Raw genomic sequence first — 17,737 nt, 5'->3', positions numbered from 1 at the left:
CGTGCCGCCGCCCCCGAGGGGCGGTACGGGGGCACCTGCCGGAAGTGCCACGAGGTGTCGGTTTCGGCGCGGTCCGAGGTGGGCAGTCTCCCGAATTCGGCTCCGCAGGCGCCGTCCGCCCTGCACCCGCCCCGGCGTGTCTTCTGAAAGAGTTCTCAGAAACAGGGTCCATTTGCCCGAAAATGTCGGGCTCTGGCAAGGCTGACCAGGAGTTTTCCGCTGTTCTCGCTGACTCGGGGGGCCGTGGCCGCTAGTCTCCGTCGAGAGCGGACGGGCAAGCGCGTTGCTCGTTGCTCCCCAGGTGTGGGGCGACTAGGTTCCTCACCGGACTGCTGTACCTGACAGACATCCGACAGTTCGACATCCGAGGTGACGTAGGCGTGGCTCTTCCGCCCCTGACCCCTGAACAGCGCGCAGCCGCGCTCGAGAAGGCCGCCGCGGCTCGCCGGGAGCGGGCCGAGGTCAAGAATCGACTCAAGCACTCCGGCGCCTCCCTCCACGAGGTCATCAAACAAGGCCGGGAGAACGACGTCATCGGCAAGATGAAGGTCTCCGCCCTCCTGGAGTCCCTCCCGGGCGTGGGCAAGGTCCGCGCCAAGCAGATCATGGAGCGGCTCGGCATCTCCGAGAGCCGGCGCGTCCGAGGGCTCGGCTCCAACCAGATCGCGTCCCTGGAGCGGGAGTTCGGCGGCGGCCCCGCCTGACGTTCTCGGGCACCCCCGCGAAGCGGGATAATCGTTCCATGGCTGCAACATCCCGGGGGACGCCCCCCGTACCCCCGGACGCACGTCCGCGACTGACCGTGCTCTCCGGCCCTTCCGGGGTCGGCAAGAGCACGGTCGTCGCCCACATGCGCAAGGAGCACCCCGAGGTCTGGCTCTCCGTCTCGGCCACCACCAGGCGGCCCCGTCCCGGCGAGCAGCACGGCGTGCAGTACTTCTTCGTCACCGACGAGGAGTTCGACAAGCTGATCGCCAACGGCGAGCTGCTGGAGTGGGCCGAGTTCGCCGGGAACCGCTACGGCACCCCGCGCGGCGCAGTGCAGGAGCGGCTGGAGGCCGGCGAGCCGGTGCTCCTGGAGATCGACCTCCAGGGCGCCCGCCTGGTGCGGGAGTCCATGCCGGACGCCCAGCTGGTGTTCCTCGCTCCCCCCTCCTGGGAGGAACTGGTCCGTCGCCTCACCGGCCGCGGCACGGAGTCCCCCGAGGTGATCGCCCGCCGACTGGAAGCCGCCACGACCGAACTGGCCGCGGAGTCGGAGTTCGACACCACCCTGGTCAACACCTCGGTCAAGGACGTGGCGCGCGAGCTGCTAGCCTTGATGAACGTCGTGTGATCTTCGCTGATCCCGTACCGTCTTTTCCTCAAGGCCCCGCGCCCCGCGTCCACCGCGGACCGCAGCGACGGCCCATATTTCGGAAGGTAGAGCGTGTCCTCTTCCATCACCGCGCCCGAGGGCATCATCAACCCGCCGATCGACGAGTTGCTTGAGGCCACCGACTCCAAGTACAGCCTCGTGATCTACGCGGCCAAGCGTGCCCGGCAGATCAACGCGTACTACTCCCAGCTCGGCGAGGGCCTGCTGGAGTACGTCGGTCCGCTCGTCGACACCCACGTCCACGAGAAGCCGCTCTCGATCGCCCTGCGCGAGATCAACGCGGGCCTGCTGACCTCCGAGGCCGTCGACGGCCCCGCCCAGTAGCTCGGCGGTTCCTCCGCAGCACCACCCGTCACGGGCCCGGCAGCGACGCTGCCGGGCCCGTGGTGTCTGATGGGACGTGACACGCGCACCAACGGGATGCGTGCCGGCCCGGGGCCGGAACGCGAGTCGAGGCGGGAGACACATGAACAAGGCGGCCAGGCCCAGGGTCGTGCTCGGGGTCAGCGGAGGCATCGCGGCCTACAAGGCGTGCGAGCTGCTCCGCCGGCTCACCGAATCGGGACACGACGTCCGGGTGGTCCCCACCGCGTCCGCGCTCCACTTCGTCGGTGCCGCCACCTGGTCGGCGCTCTCCGGGCAGCCGGTCGCCACCGAGGTCTGGTCCGACGTCCACGAGGTGCCCCACGTCCGCATCGGCCAGGGAGCCGACCTGGTCGTGGTGGCCCCGGCCACCGCCGACCTGCTCGCCAAGGCCGCCCACGGCCTCGCCGACGACCTGCTCACCAACACGCTGCTCACCGCGCGCTGCCCGGTCGTCTTCGCGCCCGCCATGCACACCGAGATGTGGGAGCACCCTGCGACCCAGGAGAACGTGGCCACCCTGCGCCGCCGCGGCGCGGTCGTCGTGGAACCCGCGGTCGGCCGCCTCACCGGGGTGGACACCGGCAAGGGCCGACTGCCCGACCCGGGGGAGATCTACGAGGTGTGCCGGCGCGTCCTGGCCCGGGGGGTCCGCGAGCCCGACCTGACCGGCCGGCACGTGGTCGTCAGCGCCGGCGGCACCCGGGAGCCGCTCGACCCGGTCCGTTTCCTCGGCAACCGGTCCTCGGGCAAGCAGGGCTACGCGCTCGCCCGGTCCGCCGCCGCCCGCGGCGCCCGGGTCACCCTGGTCGCCGCCAACACCGCGGGGGCCCTTTCCGACCCGGCGGGGGTGGACCTGGTCCCGGTGGGCACCGCCGCCGAACTGCGCGAGGCCGTGCTCGCCGCCGCGGCCACCGCCGACGCGGTGGTCATGGCCGCCGCGGTGGCCGACTTCCGCCCCGCCGCCTACGCCCCCGGCAAGATCAAGAAGCGGGACGGGCAGGAGCCCGACCCCATCGTCCTGGTACGGAATCCGGACATCCTTGCCGAGGTCTCCCGGGACCGGGCCCGCCCCGGACAGGTGGTCGTCGGCTTCGCCGCCGAGACCGACGACGTGCTGGACAACGGCCGCGCCAAACTCCGCAGCAAGGGGTGTGACCTGCTGGTCGTCAACGAGGTCGGGGAACGCAAGACCTTCGGCGCCGACGAGAACGAAGCCGTGGTCCTGGGCGCGGACGGCACCCTGACCCCGGTGCCCTTCGGACCGAAGGACGCCGTGGCGGACACCGTCTGGGACCTGGTGGCGGCCCGGTTCCCCGGCGCGCCCACGGGGTGAGCGACGGTCCCTGCGCGACAATCGCCGGAACCCCCTTCCCGGGATTTGGCAACCCCCACATTCGGGCAGGGCGTACTGGTGCGCGCACCGACCGTGCACCAGAATGCCGGTGCCGCAGGTCACAGCCCTCCCAGGTGGCGAGACACGTGACCCGTCCGGCGAGCGCGACCGATAAACTGATGACGGACCCCCCGGGCGCAGCCTCCGGAGGGCCCGCCTATGAACAGCCAGCAGCCGCTGCAACCACAGGGAGCGATGTGTCCCGCCGTCTCTTCACCTCGGAGTCCGTGACCGAGGGTCACCCCGACAAGATCGCCGACCAGATCAGCGACACCATTCTCGACGCGCTTCTGCGGGAGGACCCGACGTCCCGGGTCGCCGTGGAAACGCTGATCACCACCGGCCTGGTCCACGTGGCCGGCGAGGTCACGACGAAGGCGTACGCGCCCATCGCGCAACTCGTCCGCGACACGATCCTCGGCATCGGGTACGACTCGTCGAAGAAGGGCTTCGACGGCGCCTCCTGCGGCGTCTCGGTGTCCATCGGCGCGCAGTCGCCCGACATCGCCCAGGGCGTCGACACCGCGTACGAGTCCCGCGTCGAGTCCAAGGGGACCGACGACCTGGACCGACAGGGCGCCGGCGACCAGGGCCTGATGTTCGGCTTCGCGTGCGACGAGACGCCCGAGCTGATGCCGCTCCCCATCCACCTGGCGCACCGGCTCTCCCGCCGGCTGTCCGAGGTCCGCAAGAACGGGACCATCCCGTACCTGCGTCCCGACGGCAAGACGCAGGTCACCATCGAGTACGACGGCGACAAGGCCGTCCGGCTCGACACGGTCGTCGTCTCCTCGCAGCACGCCTCCGACATCGACCTGGAGTCGCTGCTCGCTCCCGACATCCGCGAGTTCGTCGTCGAGCCCGAGCTGAAGGCGCTCCTGGACGACGGCATCAAGCTGGAGACCGAGGGCTACCGCCTGCTGGTGAACCCGACCGGGCGCTTCGAGATCGGCGGCCCGATGGGCGACGCCGGCCTCACCGGGCGCAAGATCATCATCGACACCTACGGCGGCTACGCCCGCCACGGCGGCGGCGCCTTCTCCGGCAAGGACCCGTCCAAGGTCGACCGCTCGGCCGCGTACGCCATGCGCTGGGTGGCCAAGAACGTCGTCGCGGCCGGGCTGGCCTCCCGCTGCGAGGTGCAGGTGGCCTACGCCATCGGCAAGGCCGAACCGGTCGGCCTCTTCATCGAGACCTTCGGCACCCACAAGGTCGACACGGACCGGATCGAGAGCGCGATCAGCGAGGTCTTCGACCTCCGACCGGCCGCGATCATCCGCGACCTCGACCTGCTCCGGCCGATCTACGCCCAGACCGCCGCGTACGGGCACTTCGGCCGTGAGTTGCCGGACTTCACCTGGGAGCGCACGGACCGGGTCGAGGCCCTGCGCGCCGCCGCCGGGCTCTGACCGCCCCTGCACCCGGACGAGGGCCGGACACCGCATCCGTCGCGGTGTCCGGCCCTCGCTGTGTGCTCCGCCGCCGGGGCCGGGCTGTCGGTGCGGTCTGGTAGGAATGCGGTGTGAGCAGCCCAGACCACGGCGCGGCCGGCCCCGGTGAGGGCGCGGAGGACCGGCCCCGCTCCGAGCCCCCCGAGCAGCTCGCCCTGATCCGGGAGTCCGTCCGCCGGGCCGAGGTCCCCCGGGCCAAACCCCGCACCTGGCGGGGCGCCGCCCTCGCCGGCCGGTTGCCGGTGGCCCGGGTGCTGGTGGACAAGGGCGTCCTCCACCTCGACCGCTACTTCGACTACGCCGTCCCCGAGGAACTCGACGCCCAGGCCCGACCCGGCGTCCGGGTCCGGGTGCGGTTCGGCGCCGGCCGCGGCCAGGTCCGCGGCGGGCGGCGCGAGGGCGGGGGACTGGTCGACGGCTTCCTCGTCGAGCGCGTCGCCGCCTCCGACTACCCCGGTCCCCTCGCCGCCCTCGCCCAGGTCGTCTCCCCGGAACCGGTCCTCGGACCGGAACTGCTTGCCCTGGCCCGGGCGGTCGCGGACCGCTACGCCGGCAGCCTCGCCGACGTGCTGCAACTGGCCGTCCCCCCGCGCAGCGCCCGGGCCGAGAAACGCCCCTCGCCCGAGCCGCTGCCCCCGCCCCCCGCGCCGGCCCCCGGCCCCTGGGAGAACTACGCACGGGGCCCGGCCTTCCTGCGCGCCCTCGCCGACGGGGCCGCCCCCCGCGCCGTGTGGACCGCGCTGCCCGGCCCCGGCTGGGCGGAGGGGATCGCCCGTGCCGTCGCCGCCGCCCTGGCCTCGGGACGCGGCGCCCTGGTCGTGGTCCCGGACGGGCGGGTCGTCGAACGGGTCGACACCGCGCTCACCGCCCTGCTCGGCTCCGGCCGGCACGCGGTGCTCACCGCGGACGCGGGTCCCGAGAAGCGCTACGGGCAGTGGTTGGCCGTGCGACGGGGTGCCCTGCGGGCGGTCGTCGGGACCCGGGCGGCGATGTTCGCCCCGGTCCGTGACCTGGGGCTGGTCGTCCTGTGGGACGACGGGGACGGCAACCACAGCGAACGGCACGCGCCCAGGCCGCACGCCCGCGAGGTCCTCCAACTGCGCGCCGCGCACGAGGGGTGCGGCTTCCTGCTGGGCGGGCTGGGGTGCACGGTGGAGGCCGCCCAACTCGTCGAGACCGGCTGGGCCCGGCCCTTGGTGGCCGACCGGGACCGGGTGCGGGCCGCCGCCCCGCTGGTGCGCACCGTCGGGGACGCGGAGCTGGCCCGGGACGGCGCGGCCCGCGCCGCCCGGCTGCCCTCGCTGGCCTGGCAGGTGGCCCGTGAGGGGCTCGCCCGTGGCCCCGTCCTGGTCCAGGTCCCGCGGCGCGGCTACGTGCCGCGGCTGGCCTGCGCACGGTGCCGGGCCCCGGCCCGCTGCCGACACTGTGCCGGACCGCTGGCCGCCCGGGAGGACGGCGGCCTCGGTTGCTCCTGGTGCGGGCGTGAGGAGCCGCGCTGGCACTGTCCGGAGTGCGGCGGTTCCCGGCTGCGGGCGCAGGTCGTGGGGGCCCGGCGCACCGCCGAGGAGCTGGGCCGGGCGTTCCCCGCCGTCCCGGTGCGCACCTCGGGCCGCGAACAGGTGCTGGACACCGTCCCGGACGCCCCCGCGCTGGTCGTCAGCACCCCGGGTGCGGAGCCCGTGGCCGAGGGCGGGTACGCGGCGGCCCTGCTGCTGGACGGTTGGGCGATGCTGTCCCGGCCCGATCTGCGGGCGGGCGAGGAGGCGCTGCGGCGCTGGCTGGGGGCAAGCGCCCTGGTCCGGGACCAGGGCTCGGGCGGCACCGTGGTGATCGTCGCCGAGCCGACCCTGCGTCCGGTGCAGGCGCTGGTGCGGTGGGACCCGGTGGGGCACGCGCTGCGCGAGCTGGCCGACCGTGCCGAACTCGGGTTCCCCCCGGTGTCCCGGATGGCGTCGGTCGCCGGCCCGCCGGAGGCGGTCGCCGAGTTCCTGGCCCTGGTGGAGTTGCCCGCCGACGTCGTGGTGTTGGGCCCGGTGCCGATGCCGGCACCGGGCGTCCCGGGAGGGCCCCCGTCCGACCGGCCCTGGGAGCGGGCCCTGCTGAGGGTGCCACCGGGCAGCGGCGGCGCGTTGGCCGCCGCCCTGAAGTCCGCGCAGGCGGCACGGACCGCGCGGGGCACCGGGGGCGGGGGCAGGGTCGAGGTACGGGTGGATCCGCCGGACATCGGCTGAGGAACCGTCCCCGGACACGGCGACGGCCGGGGTGCGGGAGGTCCGTCCGCACCCCGGCCGCGCCGCCGCGCTGGCTCAGCCGTTGCGCGGACCCGGGAAGGCGTTCGGTCGGCTGTCGTCCCGCAGGGCAGGACTGCCGCCGATGGGCTGCGTCGGCATGGTGCGTGCGGCCGGAACCGCCGGCAGGGGAGAGCCCGTCACCCCCACCGGGCGGGCGGCGGGTGCGGCCTCCTGGGCCCGTTCCGCCTCGGCGGCGGCCTGGGCGGCGGCCCGGCGGGCACCGTAGCGGCGGTGCACCGCCTGCTTGGTCACGCCGAGGGCGGAGCCCACCGCGTCCCAGGAGAAGCCGAGCGACCGGTCGAAGTCCACGGCTGCGGTGACCAGGGTCTCGACGCTGTCCCGCAGTTCCTGGGCGAGGCGGACGGTGGGCGCGGGCGCGCGCCCGTAGACGACGAAGCCCGTGGACGGGCCCGAGCGGCGGGGACGGTAGACGTTGCCCAACTGGGCGGTGAGCGTCCGCAGGGCGTCCACCTGTCGGCGGACCCGCTCGATGTCCCGCACCAGCAGGTGCAGGCTGGCCCGTGCCTGTGCGTCGTGGGTTGCGTGGTCGGCCATCAGACAAGCCTCTCGAACCGGCGGTGGAAGGGGGTGTGCCGGGCCGTCTCGACGGCCCGGCGGTCAACGCTGTCTTGACCAACGCGCCACGCCTGGAGTGGTCACGGTGCCGGGGCGCGAGAAATGCGAGCGGGGCGCACGGGCCGACGTACGCCCCCGGCGTGCCCCGGCCGGGCCCCCATAGACTGGTGCGCTGCCCGCCGAGTGCGCCCCGTGCACGCCCCGCCCCCGCTCCGAGAGGCCGAACGACCCTGATGAAGCTCGTCTTCGCCGGCACCCCCGAGGTCGCCGTTCCCGCCCTGGACGCCCTGATCGCCTCCGACCGGCACGAGGTCGCCGCCGTCGTCACCCGGCCCGACGCCCCCGCCGGACGGGGCCGCCGACTGGTCGCGAGCCCCGTCGCCGAACGGGCCGAGGAAGCGCGCATCGAGGTGCTGAAGCCCGCCCGCCCCCGGGACGAGGACTTCCTGGCACGGCTGCGGGAGATCGCCCCGGACTGCTGCCCGGTCGTCGCCTACGGCGCGCTGCTGCCCCGGATCGCCCTGGACGTGCCCACCCACGGCTGGGTCAACCTCCACTTCTCCCTGCTGCCCGCCTGGCGCGGGGCGGCCCCCGTGCAACACGCGGTGATGGCCGGCGACGAGTACACCGGGGCCTCGACCTTCCTGATCGAGGAGGGCCTGGACACCGGGCCCGTGTACGGGACGGTCACCGAACGGGTGCGTTCCACCGACACCAGCGGGGACCTGCTCACCCGGCTGGCCTTCGCGGGCGGCGGACTGCTCGCGGCCACCATGGACGGCATCGCGGACGGGACCCTCAAGGCGGTGCCGCAGCCGGCCGACGGGGTCTCCGTCGCCCCGAAGATCAGCGTGGAGGACGCCCGGGTCGACTGGACGGCCCCCGCCCTGCGGGTGGACCGGGTGGTGCGCGGCTGCACCCCGGCGCCCGGGGCGTGGACCGTCTTCCGCGGCGAACGGCTCAAGCTCGTCCAGGTCGCCCCGGACCCCGAGCGCACCGACCTCGCCCCCGGTGAACTCGCGGTGGGCAAGAGCACCGTGCACGTCGGCAGCGGCTCGCAGGCCGTGCGGCTGCTGTGGGTGCAGGCCCAGGGCAAGCGGCCGATGAACGCCGCGGACTGGGCCCGGGGAGCGCGGATCGCCCCGGGGGAGCGGCTCGGCGACTGAGGCGTGGGCGCCCCGGCCCCCGCCGGGGCGTGGGCCCCCGCACCCCGGCGTACGCTGGACGGGGCGCCGACCTCCGCTTCCGTGCGGCGGGACGCGCGTCCCGCGCCTTCCCCCTCCACGCCCGTCCCCCTTTCTCCGGAGCACCTTGTCGTGAACGACCAGCGGCGCAGGCCGACGTCCCCCTCCCGGCGGCCCGGCCGTCCCTACCGGCGACCCCAGAAGGACCCCGTCCGCATCCTCGCCTTCGACGCCCTGCGCGCCGTGGACGAGCGCGACGCGTACGCCAACCTCGTCCTGCCGCCGCTGCTGCGCAAGGCCCGGGAGCAGGACGGCTTCGACGACCGGGACGCGGCCCTGGCCACCGAGCTGGTGTACGGCACGCTCCGCCGTCAGGGCACCTACGACGCGGTGCTCGGCGCCTGCGTGGACCGGCCGCTGCGCGAGGTCGACCCGCCCGTGCTGGACGTGCTGAGCCTCGGCGTCCACCAGCTCCTGGGCACCCGCATCCCCAGCCACGCGGCGGTGTCCGCCTCGGTGGAGCTGGCCCGGGTCGTCCTCGGGGACGGGCGGGCGAAGTTCGTCAACGCCGTGCTCCGCAAGGTGACCCAGCACGATCTGGACGGCTGGCTGGAGCGGGTCGCCCCGCCCTACGACGAGGACCCCGAGGACCACCTCGCCGTCGTCCACTCGCACCCCCGCTGGGTGGTCTCCGCCCTGTGGGACTCCCTCGGCGGTGGCCGCGCCGGCATCGAGGACCTGCTGGAAGCCGACAACGAACGCCCCGAGGTCACCCTGGTGGCCCGCCCCGGCCGGATCGACGTCGACGCGCTGCGCGAGGGGCTGGCCGGCGAGGGCGCCGTGGCGGGCCGTTGGTCGCCGTACGCGGTCCGGCTCACCGAGGGCGGCGAGCCCGGTGCGCTGGAGGCGGTGCGGGAGGGCCGGGCCGGTGTGCAGGACGAGGGAAGCCAGCTCGTCGCCTTGGCCGTGGCGAACGCGCCGCTGGACGGGCCCGACGCCCGGTGGCTGGACGGCTGCGCCGGCCCCGGCGGGAAGGCGGCCCTGCTCGCCGGCCTCGCCGCCGGGCGGGGGGCCGCGCTGCTGGCCGCCGAGCGGCAGCCGCACCGGGCCGGGCTGGTGGCCCGGGCCCTGGACGGCAACCCCGGCCCCTACCAGGTGGTCACCGCCGACGGAACCCGGCCGCCGTGGCGGCCGGGCAGCTTCGACCGGGTCCTGGTGGACGTGCCCTGCACCGGCCTCGGTGCGCTGCGCCGCCGGCCCGAGGCCCGCTGGCGCCGCCGCCCCGAGGACCTGGCGGGTTTCGCGCCGCTCCAGCGCGCCCTGCTGGCGAGGGCGCTGGAGTCGGTGCGGGTGGGCGGGGTGGTCGGCTACGCCACCTGCTCCCCGCACCTCGCGGAGACCCGGGCGGTGGTGGACGACGTGCTGCGCGGTGCTGGGCCGGCGCTGACGGCCGAACTCGTCGACGCCCGCCCGCTGATGCCCGGCGTGCCCGCTCTGGGCGAGGGGCCCGACGTGCAGTTGTGGCCGCACCTGCACGGCACCGACGCCATGTACCTGGCGCTGCTGCGCCGCACCGGCTGACGGTGCGCACCGCCCGGGTTCCGGCCCGTGCGGCCGGTCACTCGGGCCAGGGGGAGTCCCGGATGACCTGCACGAAGTCGCCGGGGGTGAAGTCGGGGACGAAGTGGCGCAGCACGTCCGCCTTGACGTTGCCGAAGGTGGTCGCGGGCTTGGGGGCGATGCCGTCCGTGAACGCGCCCAGGATGCGCTGCTTGAAGTCGGGGCGCGGATGGGCGGCGGTCACCGCCGTGCGGAGGTGGTCCGCCAGGTCGTGGTAGCCGATGCCGAGGACGTCGTACTCGACCCCGGCGGTCACCAGGGCCACCTCCGGCTCCAGGTGCTCCGGGATGCCGGGGGTGGTGTGCAGGGCGATGGCCGTCCACACCCGGCGCACGCTGTCCTCGGGCAGCCCGTAGCCGCGCAGGAAGTCGCGGGCCGCGTCGGCGCCGTCCACCTCGAAGCGCCGTCCGCTGGAACGGTGGGGCTCGCCCAGTCCGACGTCGTGGAACATCGCCGCCACGTAGAGCAGTTCGGGGTCGAAGCCGAGGCCCCGGCGGGCGCCCTGGAGGGCGCCGAAGAAGTACACCCGGCGGGAGTGGTGGTAGATCAGCTCGCTCGTGGTGTCCCGGATGAACTCCGTGGCCGCCGCCGCGACCTCGGTGTCCGGTACGGAGACCCCGGCGACCTCCTCGGGGGCGGGGGGTGAGCCGGGCTCCTGCGGGTTCGTCATCGCCTTCACTCCCTGGCTGGGGCAATTCCGGTCAGGTCGGGCAGTTCGGTCGTGGGGGTCCGGAGCGGACGGCCGCCCGGACGGGGATCGGGGAAGCAACCGGCGGCCGGCATGGCAGTCTTGGACCATGGCCGTGCAGATCAATCCCAGTATCCTCTCCGCAGACTTCGCCCGCCTCGCCGAAGAGGCCCGTGCGGTGGACGGCGCCGACTGGCTCCACGTCGACGTCATGGACAACCACTTCGTCCCCAACCTCACCCTGGGCGTTCCGGTCGTGGAATCCCTGGCGCGCGCCACGGACACCCCGCTCGACTGCCATCTGATGATCGAGGACCCCGACCGCTGGGCCCCCCAGTACGTCGAGGCGGGCGCGGGGTCGGTCACCTTCCACGTGGAGGCCGCGGCGGCCCCGGTGCGGCTGGCCCGGGAGATCCGCGCCAAGGGCGCCCGGGCCTCCATGGCGCTGAAGCCGGCCACGTCCATCGAGCCGTACGAGGACCTCCTGCCGGAACTCGACATGCTGCTGATCATGACGGTGGAGCCCGGCTTCGGAGGCCAGGCGTTCCTCGACATCATGCTGCCCAAGATCCGCCGCACCCGGGAGCTGATCACCAAGCACGGCCTGGAACTCTGGCTCCAGGTCGACGGCGGGGTCTCGGCCGCCACCATCGAGCGGTGCGCCGAGGCCGGGGCGGACGTGTTCGTGGCGGGCTCCGCCGTCTACGGCGCGGCCGATCCCGCCCAGGCCGTCCGAGGGCTGCGCACCCTGGCGGAGTCGGCCGGGGGCGTCCGGGCCTGCGAGCACTGAGCCACCCGCAGATGAACGACGTTTCATCCGGGCTCATCGGTCGAACGGGATCTGCGAGGATGAACGACGAGAGCCGGTTGTGAGCCGGCCGGGTTGTGAACAGAAGTGAACAGCAGTGAGGAGATCGCCTTGACTGGCTTCTCGGCGGGCCGATCGGCCATGCGGATGGGACCCGCTGAGCTGGTGCAGGCCGCCGCCATGGCCCGCCGCTTCTACCTTGAGGGCAAATCCAAGATCCAGATCGCCGAGGAGTTCGGCGTCAGCCGCTTCAAGGTGGCCCGGGTGCTGGAGACCGCCCTCGAACGGGACCTCGTGCGCATCGAGATCCGGGTGCCCGCCGAACTGGACGCGGAACGCTCCGACGCGCTGCGCGCCCGTTACGGCCTGCGGCACGCCGTGGTGGTCGAGTCGCCCGCCGAGACCGAGGACTCCCCGGACCCGGAGAACCTCGGAGAGGTCGCCGCGGACCTGCTCGGCGAACTGGTGACGGAGGGGGACGTCCTCGGACTGGCCTGGGGACGCTCGACCATCCACATGGCGGCGGCGCTCGACCGGTTGCCGCAGTGCACGGTCGTCCAGCTCACCGGGGTGTACGACGCGGGGACCGCGGAGCGGGGGTCCGTCGAGGCGGTCCGCCGGGCCGCCCAGGTCTCCGGCGGCGACGCCCACCCCATCTACGCCCCGATGCTGCTGCCCGACGCGGCCACCGCCGCCGCGCTGCGGGAGCAGACCGGGATCGCCCGCGCCTTCGAGTACTTCGACAAGGTGACCGTCGCCTGCGTCTCCATCGGCTCCTGGGAGCCGGGGATCTCCACGGTGCACGACATGCTCACCGACGAGGAACGCGGTCACTACGCCTCGCTGGGCGTCGCCGCCGAGATGTCCGCCCACCTGTTCGACTCGGAGGGCCGCCGAGTCGGTAGGGACCTGGGGGAGCGCTGCATCACCGTCGAGGCCGACCGGCTGCGACGGATCCCCGAGGTCATCGCCATCGCCGGGGGCCGCCGCAAGGCGACGGCCATCGACGCGGTGCTGCGGTCCGGGCTGGTCACCAGCCTCGTCACCGACACCGCCGCGGCGGACCTGCTGATGACCACCGGAACGTCGCCCGCCCCCGCGCTGGAGCGCCGGGACCCGGACGCCTGACCGCGCCGCCCGCGCCGCACCGGCGCGGGCCGCGCACCCGGCCCCCTTTCGGACCTCCGGAGGGGTGCTCCGCCCCGCGCTGTGGTGCGCTGGTCCAGAGCCCCGGAGGCACGGACACCGGGGCGCTTCCCGACCGAGTGAGGGGACACGGTGGTGCTGCGCTGCCTGGTCACGGGGGCCAGCGGATACATCGGCGGGCGCCTGGTGCCCGAACTGCTCGACGCTGGCCACCGGGTCCGCTGCATGGCCCGCGACCCGGCGGTGCTGCGTGACCACCCCTGGGCCGGCCGCGCGGAACTCGTCCGCGGCGACGTCACCGACGCCGACTCCCTCGCCGCCGCGCTGCGCGACGTCGACGTCGCCTACTACCTCGTGCACACCATGGGCGGCGGCTCCCGCTTCGAGCGCACCGACCGCGAAGCCGCCCTCTCCTTCGGCCAGCAGGCCCGCGCCGCCGGCGTCCGCCGCATCGTCTACCTCGGCGGGCTCACCCCGGCCGGGGTGCCCGTCCGGGAACTCTCGCCGCACCTGCGCTCCCGCGCCGAGGTCGGCCGGGTCCTGCTGGCCTCCGGGGTGCCCACCACGGTGCTCCGCGCCGCCGTGGTCATCGGCTCCGGCTCCGCCTCCTTCGAGATGCTGCGCTACCTGACCGAACGCCTCCCGGTGATGGTCACCCCCAGCTGGGTCTCCACCCGCGTCCAACCCGTCGCGGTCCGCGACGTGCTGCGCTACCTCGTGGGCAGCGCCACCATGCCCGAGGAGGTCAACCGGACCTTCGACATCGGCGGGCCGGACGTCATGACCTACCGGGAGATGATGGCCCGCTACGCCGCCGTCGCGGGACTCCCGCGCCGGCTCGTCCTCCCCGTGCCGATGCTCAGCCCCGGACTGTCCAGCCGGTGGATCGGCCTGGTCACCCCGGTCCCGCCGGCGCTCGCCCGTCCGCTCGCCGAATCGCTCCGCCACGAGGTGGTCCAGCAGGAACACGACATCACCCGGTACGTCCCCGACCCGCCCGGACACCCCCTGCCCTTCGACACCGCCCTCGCCCTCGCCCTGCGCCGGGTCCGCGAGGCCAACGTCGCCACCCGCTGGTCCTCCGCCGCCACGCCCGGCGCCCCCAGCGACCCGCTGCCCACCGACCCCGACTGGGCCGGCGGCAGCCTGTACACCGACCGCCGGGAGACGGTGGTCGCCGCCCCGCCCACCGCCCTGTGGCGGGTCATCGAGGGCATCGGCGGCGAGAACGGCTGGTACTCCTTCCCGCCGGCCTGGGCGGTACGGGGCTGGCTGGACCGGCTCATCGGCGGGGTCGGCCTCAGCCGGGGCCGGCGGGACGCGGCCCGGCTGCGCGCCGGCGACTCCCTCGACTTCTGGCGGGTGGAGGAGATCCGGCCGGGACGACTGCTGCGCCTGCGCGCCGAGATGCGGCTGCCCGGACTGGCCTGGCTGGAGCTGACCGCCGAACCCGCTGCCGAGGGGCGCAGCCGCTACCGGCAACGGGCGCTGTTCCACCCGCGCGGACTGCTGGGCCACCTGTACTGGTGGAGCGTCGCCCCCTTCCACGCCCTGGTGTTCGGCGGCATGGTCCGCAACATCGCCCGCACCGCCGAACGCACCGCCGAGCGCGACGCCGGGAACGAGTAGGACCCGACCGCCACCGGGTGCGTCCGATCGCGGCCCCCGGGCCGAAGAAGGGGCACGCCGAACCGTCCGACCGAGGAGTGGCGCCCGTGACCGCGTCCGTCGTCCTGTTCACCTCCGACCTGAGGTTGCACGACCACCCGCCGCTGCGGGCCGCCCTGCGCGCCGCGGACCGGGTGGTCCCGCTGTTCGTCCGCGACCCGGCGATCGAGGCGGCGGGATTCGCCCCGCCCAACCGGCTGGCCTTCCTCGCCGACTGCCTGCGGGACCTGGACGCCGGGCTACGGCGCCGGGGCGGCCGACTGGTGGTGCGCTCCGGGGACCCGGTCACCGCGGTGCGGGAGGTGCTCGCCGAGACGGGCGCCCGCGAGGTGCACCTCGCGGCCGGGGCCAGCGGCTACGCGGCGCGCCGGGAGCGGCGCCTCACGACGGCCGTCCGGGAGGCCGGGGGCCGGCTCACCGCGCACGAGGCGGTGATCACCGCGCTGCCGCCCGGAGCCGTCACCCCGCAGGGCACCGACCACTACGCCGTCTTCACCCCCTACCTGCGCCGCTGGAACGCCGAACCGCTCCGCGAGCCCCTGGCCGCGCCCCGTGCCGTCCGGGTGCCCGAGGCGCTCCGCTCGGAGCCGCTCCCCGCCCGCGACGGGGTGACCGGGGTGTCGCCGGGGCTGGCCGCGGGCGGCGAGGAGACCGGCCGTCGGCTCCTGACCCGCTGGCTGCGCAGCGGGCTCGACGGATACGCGGACGGCCACGACGACCTGCCCGGCGACCGCACCTCCCGCCTCTCCCCGCACCTGCACTTCGGCACCGTGTCCGCCGCCGAGGTGGTCCACCGGGCCCGGGCGGTCGGCAGCGGCGGCGCCGAGGCGTTCGTCCGCCAACTGTGCTGGCGCGACTTCCACCACCAGGTCCTCGCGGCCCGTCCCGACGCGGCCGACGCCGACTACCGCCCCCGGCACGACCGGTGGCGGACCGGAGCGGCGGCTGACCGGGACGCCGAGGCGTGGCGGACCGGCCGCACCGGCTACCCGGTGATCGACGCGGCGATGCGCCAACTGCGCCACGAGGGGTGGATGCACAACCGGGCCCGGCTGCTGACCGCCAGCTTCCTCACCAAGACGCTGTACCTGGACTGGCGGATCGGGGCCCGGCACTTCCTGGACCTCCTGGTCGACGGGGACGTGGCCGACAACCAGCTCAACTGGCAGTGGGCGGCCGGCACCGGCACCGACACCCGCCCCGGCCGGGTGCTCAACCCGGTGCGCCAGGGCCGGCGTCACGACCCCGACGGCAGCTACGTGCGGCGTTGGGTGCCCGAACTCGCCGGCCTCGCCGGACCGGCCGTGCACGAGCCCTGGAAGCTGTCCGCGACCGAGCGCGCCCGCTACGACTACCCGGAGCCGCTCGTGGACCTGGCGGCCGGGACCGAACGGTTCCGCCGGGGCAGGGAGGCCGGGTGAACGACCGCCGGGCGGACCGCTCACGGCCCGCCGGCCCCGGGCGGCCCCAGGTGCCCGCGCAGCCGGTGCAGCCCCCGCCGCACATGGCTCTTCACCGTGCCCAGCGGCAGACCGGTGCGCCGGGCGATCTGCGACTGCGTCAGGTCCTCGTAGAACGCCAGGTGCAACAGGTCCCGCTGCACCGGGGTCAGTCCCCGCAGGGCCTGCGCGAGCACCACCCGGTCGAGCGCCGCCTCCGGGTCCCCGCCCGGTACCCGGGGCCCGGACACCCGTGCCGCCGCGGCGGCCAAGGTGCTCCGGCGGGTCCGCGCGGACAGCGCGTCGGCGACCTTGCGGCGGGTGATCCCCACGATCCAGGCGGCCAACGGCCCGCGCTCCGGGCGGTACCCGGCCCGCCCCCGCCACACCGCCAGGAACACCTGCTGACTGACGTCCTCGGCCTCACCGGCGTCCCCCAGCGAGCGCACCGCCAGGGTCCGCACCAGCGGTCCCCAACGGCGGTAGGCGACGGCGAGGGCGTCCTGGTCGCCGCCGACCAGTGCGGCCGACAGCTCCTCCTCCCAGCGGGCCTCCTCGGACGGTGCGCTCGGGACGGACCCGACCGGTGTTTCGGTGGTCACTGCACGGGCTCCTCGGTCCGGAGGTGGAGCTGACGGACGGCCCGGCGTCGGTCGACGGGCCGTCATCCCGACTGTCGAGCAGGCGCCCGATCCTCGCAACACGCATCGTTCGTGCATCGATTGGCCTATTCTGGGCGGATGCCTGAGGTACCGCCCGCGCCCGCCCTCACCACCGGTGCGGTGGCCCGCCTGCTCGGGGTGGCACCGACGACGCTCCGCTCCTGGGGCCGCCGCTACGGCCTGGGCCCGGCAGACCACGAGGGCGGCCGGCACCGGCGCTGGACGCCGGGGGACATCGCGGTGCTGGAGGCCATGTGCCGGCTCACCGCCTCCGGGGTGCCGCCGGCCGAAGCGGCCCGGGCCGCCCGGTCCGGTCCCGTCCCGCCGCCCACCGGGGCCGCCCCCCGGTTGCGCAACCACGGCGCCCTCCCGCTCGGCCGGGTCGGCCCCGAATGCCGGGGACTCGCCCGCGCCGCCGTCCGGCTCGACGCCGACGCCGTCGACGAACTGCTCGCCCACAGCCTCGACGCGCACGGTCTGCTCTTCGCCTGGGACGAGGTGATGATGCCGGCGCTGCGCGCCGTCGGCCGCAAGTGGCAGTCCTCGGACGGCCGCTACATCGAGGTGGAGCACCTGCTGTCCTGGCACATCTCCTCCGCCCTGCGCCGGGTCCCCCCGGCCCGCCCCGGCGCCCGGCACCCCGCCGGGCCCGTCCTCGCCGCTTGCGCACCGGGGGAGATGCACACCCTGCCGCTGGAGGCGCTCACCGCCGGACTGCTGTCCGTCGGGCTCCCGGTGCGGATGCTCGGCGGCGCGGTGCCCGCCCGCGCCCTGGACGAGGCGGTCCACCGCTCGGGCCCCGTCGCGGTCGTCCTGTGGTCCCAGTCCCGCACCACCGCCGACCGCGCCCTGCTGCGCCGGACCGCCACCACGGTCTGGGGGGTGCGCGGAGCCCGGCGCACCCCGGTGGTCCTCGCCGCCGGGCCCGGCTGGGCGGGGCCGGCGCCCGAGGGCGCGCTGCGCCCCACCACCCTGGCCGGGGCGCTGCGGATGGTCCGCGAGCTGTACGCCGACGGGGCCGCGTAGCACTGGGCCGGTGGTGTGGACCCGGACGGCCGGTCGGCGGC

16 protein-coding genes are annotated in these 17,737 nt (G+C 75.1%); 13 read left to right on the top strand and 3 right to left on the bottom strand.

Features of this window, described 5'->3' with window-relative positions:
• Positions 1 to 380 precede the first annotated feature (380 nt).
• The 6 genes from ACSMX9_RS02825 (at position 381) to ACSMX9_RS02800 (ending at position 6,819) form a co-directional block, all read left to right on the top strand.
• Positions 381 to 704, top strand: a complete 324-nt coding sequence (locus ACSMX9_RS02825; RefSeq protein ID WP_351240552.1) for an integration host factor — start codon at positions 381 to 383, stop codon at positions 702 to 704.
• Between the two features lie 38 nt (positions 705 to 742).
• Positions 743 to 1,336, top strand: coding sequence for a guanylate kinase (gene gmk / locus ACSMX9_RS02820; protein WP_445399704.1), 594 nt, complete (start codon positions 743 to 745; stop codon positions 1,334 to 1,336).
• Between the two features lie 93 nt (positions 1,337 to 1,429).
• Positions 1,430 to 1,702: a DNA-directed RNA polymerase subunit omega gene (rpoZ, locus tag ACSMX9_RS02815; protein ID WP_030620214.1), complete on the top strand. Its 273-nt coding sequence runs from the start codon at positions 1,430 to 1,432 to the stop codon at positions 1,700 to 1,702.
• Between the two features lie 142 nt (positions 1,703 to 1,844).
• Entirely contained in the window at positions 1,845 to 3,077 is a 1,233-nt protein-coding gene (gene coaBC / locus ACSMX9_RS02810) for a bifunctional phosphopantothenoylcysteine decarboxylase/phosphopantothenate--cysteine ligase CoaBC (protein ID WP_445399702.1), read from the top strand.
• 257 nt (positions 3,078 to 3,334) lie between these two features.
• Positions 3,335 to 4,546, top strand: a complete 1,212-nt coding sequence (metK, locus tag ACSMX9_RS02805; RefSeq protein WP_445399700.1) for a methionine adenosyltransferase — start codon at positions 3,335 to 3,337, stop codon at positions 4,544 to 4,546.
• A 113-nt stretch (positions 4,547 to 4,659) separates the two neighbouring features.
• A complete protein-coding gene (locus ACSMX9_RS02800) occupies positions 4,660 to 6,819 on the top strand; it encodes a primosomal protein N' (RefSeq protein WP_445399698.1) in 2,160 nt (719 codons plus the stop codon).
• A 75-nt stretch (positions 6,820 to 6,894) separates the two neighbouring features.
• Here the strand turns inward: ACSMX9_RS02800 and ACSMX9_RS02795 are convergent, their stop codons facing one another.
• Complete coding sequence (locus ACSMX9_RS02795) at positions 6,895 to 7,434, bottom strand: hypothetical protein (RefSeq protein ID WP_445399696.1); 540 nt, start codon at positions 7,432 to 7,434, stop codon at positions 6,895 to 6,897.
• A gap of 254 nt (positions 7,435 to 7,688) precedes the next feature.
• Here ACSMX9_RS02795 and fmt point away from each other — a divergent pair, with 254 nt between their 5' ends.
• Complete coding sequence (fmt, locus tag ACSMX9_RS02790; RefSeq protein ID WP_445399694.1) at positions 7,689 to 8,621, top strand: methionyl-tRNA formyltransferase; 933 nt, start codon at positions 7,689 to 7,691, stop codon at positions 8,619 to 8,621.
• A gap of 150 nt (positions 8,622 to 8,771) precedes the next feature.
• On the top strand, positions 8,772 to 10,220 hold the full coding sequence (locus ACSMX9_RS02785) for an RsmB/NOP family class I SAM-dependent RNA methyltransferase (protein WP_445399692.1): 1,449 nt from the start codon (positions 8,772 to 8,774) through the stop codon (positions 10,218 to 10,220).
• 37 nt (positions 10,221 to 10,257) lie between these two features.
• Here ACSMX9_RS02785 and ACSMX9_RS02780 read toward each other — a convergent pair whose 3' ends face one another.
• Positions 10,258 to 10,929: an HD domain-containing protein gene (locus tag ACSMX9_RS02780; RefSeq protein ID WP_445399690.1), complete on the bottom strand. Its 672-nt coding sequence runs from the start codon at positions 10,927 to 10,929 to the stop codon at positions 10,258 to 10,260.
• A gap of 127 nt (positions 10,930 to 11,056) precedes the next feature.
• Between ACSMX9_RS02780 and rpe the strand changes: the two genes are divergently transcribed.
• From rpe to ACSMX9_RS02760, 4 genes are all read left to right on the top strand, one after another.
• Positions 11,057 to 11,737 (top strand): ribulose-phosphate 3-epimerase, encoded by a 681-nt coding sequence (gene rpe / locus ACSMX9_RS02775; RefSeq protein WP_351240568.1) that lies wholly within the window; start codon positions 11,057 to 11,059, stop codon positions 11,735 to 11,737.
• A 105-nt stretch (positions 11,738 to 11,842) separates the two neighbouring features.
• Entirely contained in the window at positions 11,843 to 12,883 is a 1,041-nt protein-coding gene (locus ACSMX9_RS02770; protein WP_351240570.1) for a sugar-binding transcriptional regulator, read from the top strand.
• 150 nt (positions 12,884 to 13,033) lie between these two features.
• Positions 13,034 to 14,530, top strand: a complete 1,497-nt coding sequence (locus tag ACSMX9_RS02765; protein ID WP_445399688.1) for an SDR family oxidoreductase — start codon at positions 13,034 to 13,036, stop codon at positions 14,528 to 14,530.
• Positions 14,531 to 14,616: 86 nt separating this feature from the next.
• On the top strand, positions 14,617 to 15,990 hold the full coding sequence (locus ACSMX9_RS02760) for a cryptochrome/photolyase family protein (protein ID WP_445399686.1): 1,374 nt from the start codon (positions 14,617 to 14,619) through the stop codon (positions 15,988 to 15,990).
• A gap of 20 nt (positions 15,991 to 16,010) precedes the next feature.
• On the opposite strand, the gene ACSMX9_RS02755 is transcribed toward ACSMX9_RS02760, so the two are convergent.
• Positions 16,011 to 16,610 carry an RNA polymerase sigma factor gene (locus tag ACSMX9_RS02755; protein WP_445399684.1) on the bottom strand — a complete coding sequence of 200 codons (600 nt, stop codon included), beginning with the start codon at positions 16,608 to 16,610 and terminating at the stop codon, positions 16,011 to 16,013.
• A 138-nt stretch (positions 16,611 to 16,748) separates the two neighbouring features.
• Between ACSMX9_RS02755 and ACSMX9_RS02750 the strand changes: the two genes are divergently transcribed.
• A complete protein-coding gene (locus ACSMX9_RS02750; RefSeq protein WP_445399682.1) occupies positions 16,749 to 17,696 on the top strand; it encodes a MerR family transcriptional regulator in 948 nt (315 codons plus the stop codon).
• Positions 17,697 to 17,737 lie beyond the last annotated feature (41 nt).

The organism is Streptomyces sp. LE64, from assembly GCF_052606915.1.
This window is presented reverse-complemented; position numbering and strand designations above follow the sequence as displayed.

What these genes read in the sequence shown, in the direction of transcription:
- gmk (WP_445399704.1), top strand. Translation starts at nt 743, where the DNA reads ATGGCTGCAACATCCCGGGGGACGCCCCCCGTACCCCCGGACGCACGT.
- coaBC (WP_445399702.1), top strand. Translation starts at nt 1,845, where the DNA reads ATGAACAAGGCGGCCAGGCCCAGGGTCGTGCTCGGGGTCAGCGGAGGC.
- ACSMX9_RS02795 (WP_445399696.1), bottom strand. Translation starts at nt 7,434, where the DNA reads ATGGCCGACCACGCAACCCACGACGCACAGGCACGGGCCAGCCTGCAC.
- fmt (WP_445399694.1), top strand. Translation starts at nt 7,689, where the DNA reads ATGAAGCTCGTCTTCGCCGGCACCCCCGAGGTCGCCGTTCCCGCCCTG.
- ACSMX9_RS02780 (WP_445399690.1), bottom strand. Translation starts at nt 10,929, where the DNA reads ATGACGAACCCGCAGGAGCCCGGCTCACCCCCCGCCCCCGAGGAGGTC.
- rpe (WP_351240568.1), top strand. Translation starts at nt 11,057, where the DNA reads ATGGCCGTGCAGATCAATCCCAGTATCCTCTCCGCAGACTTCGCCCGC.
- ACSMX9_RS02750 (WP_445399682.1), top strand. Translation starts at nt 16,749, where the DNA reads ATGCCTGAGGTACCGCCCGCGCCCGCCCTCACCACCGGTGCGGTGGCC.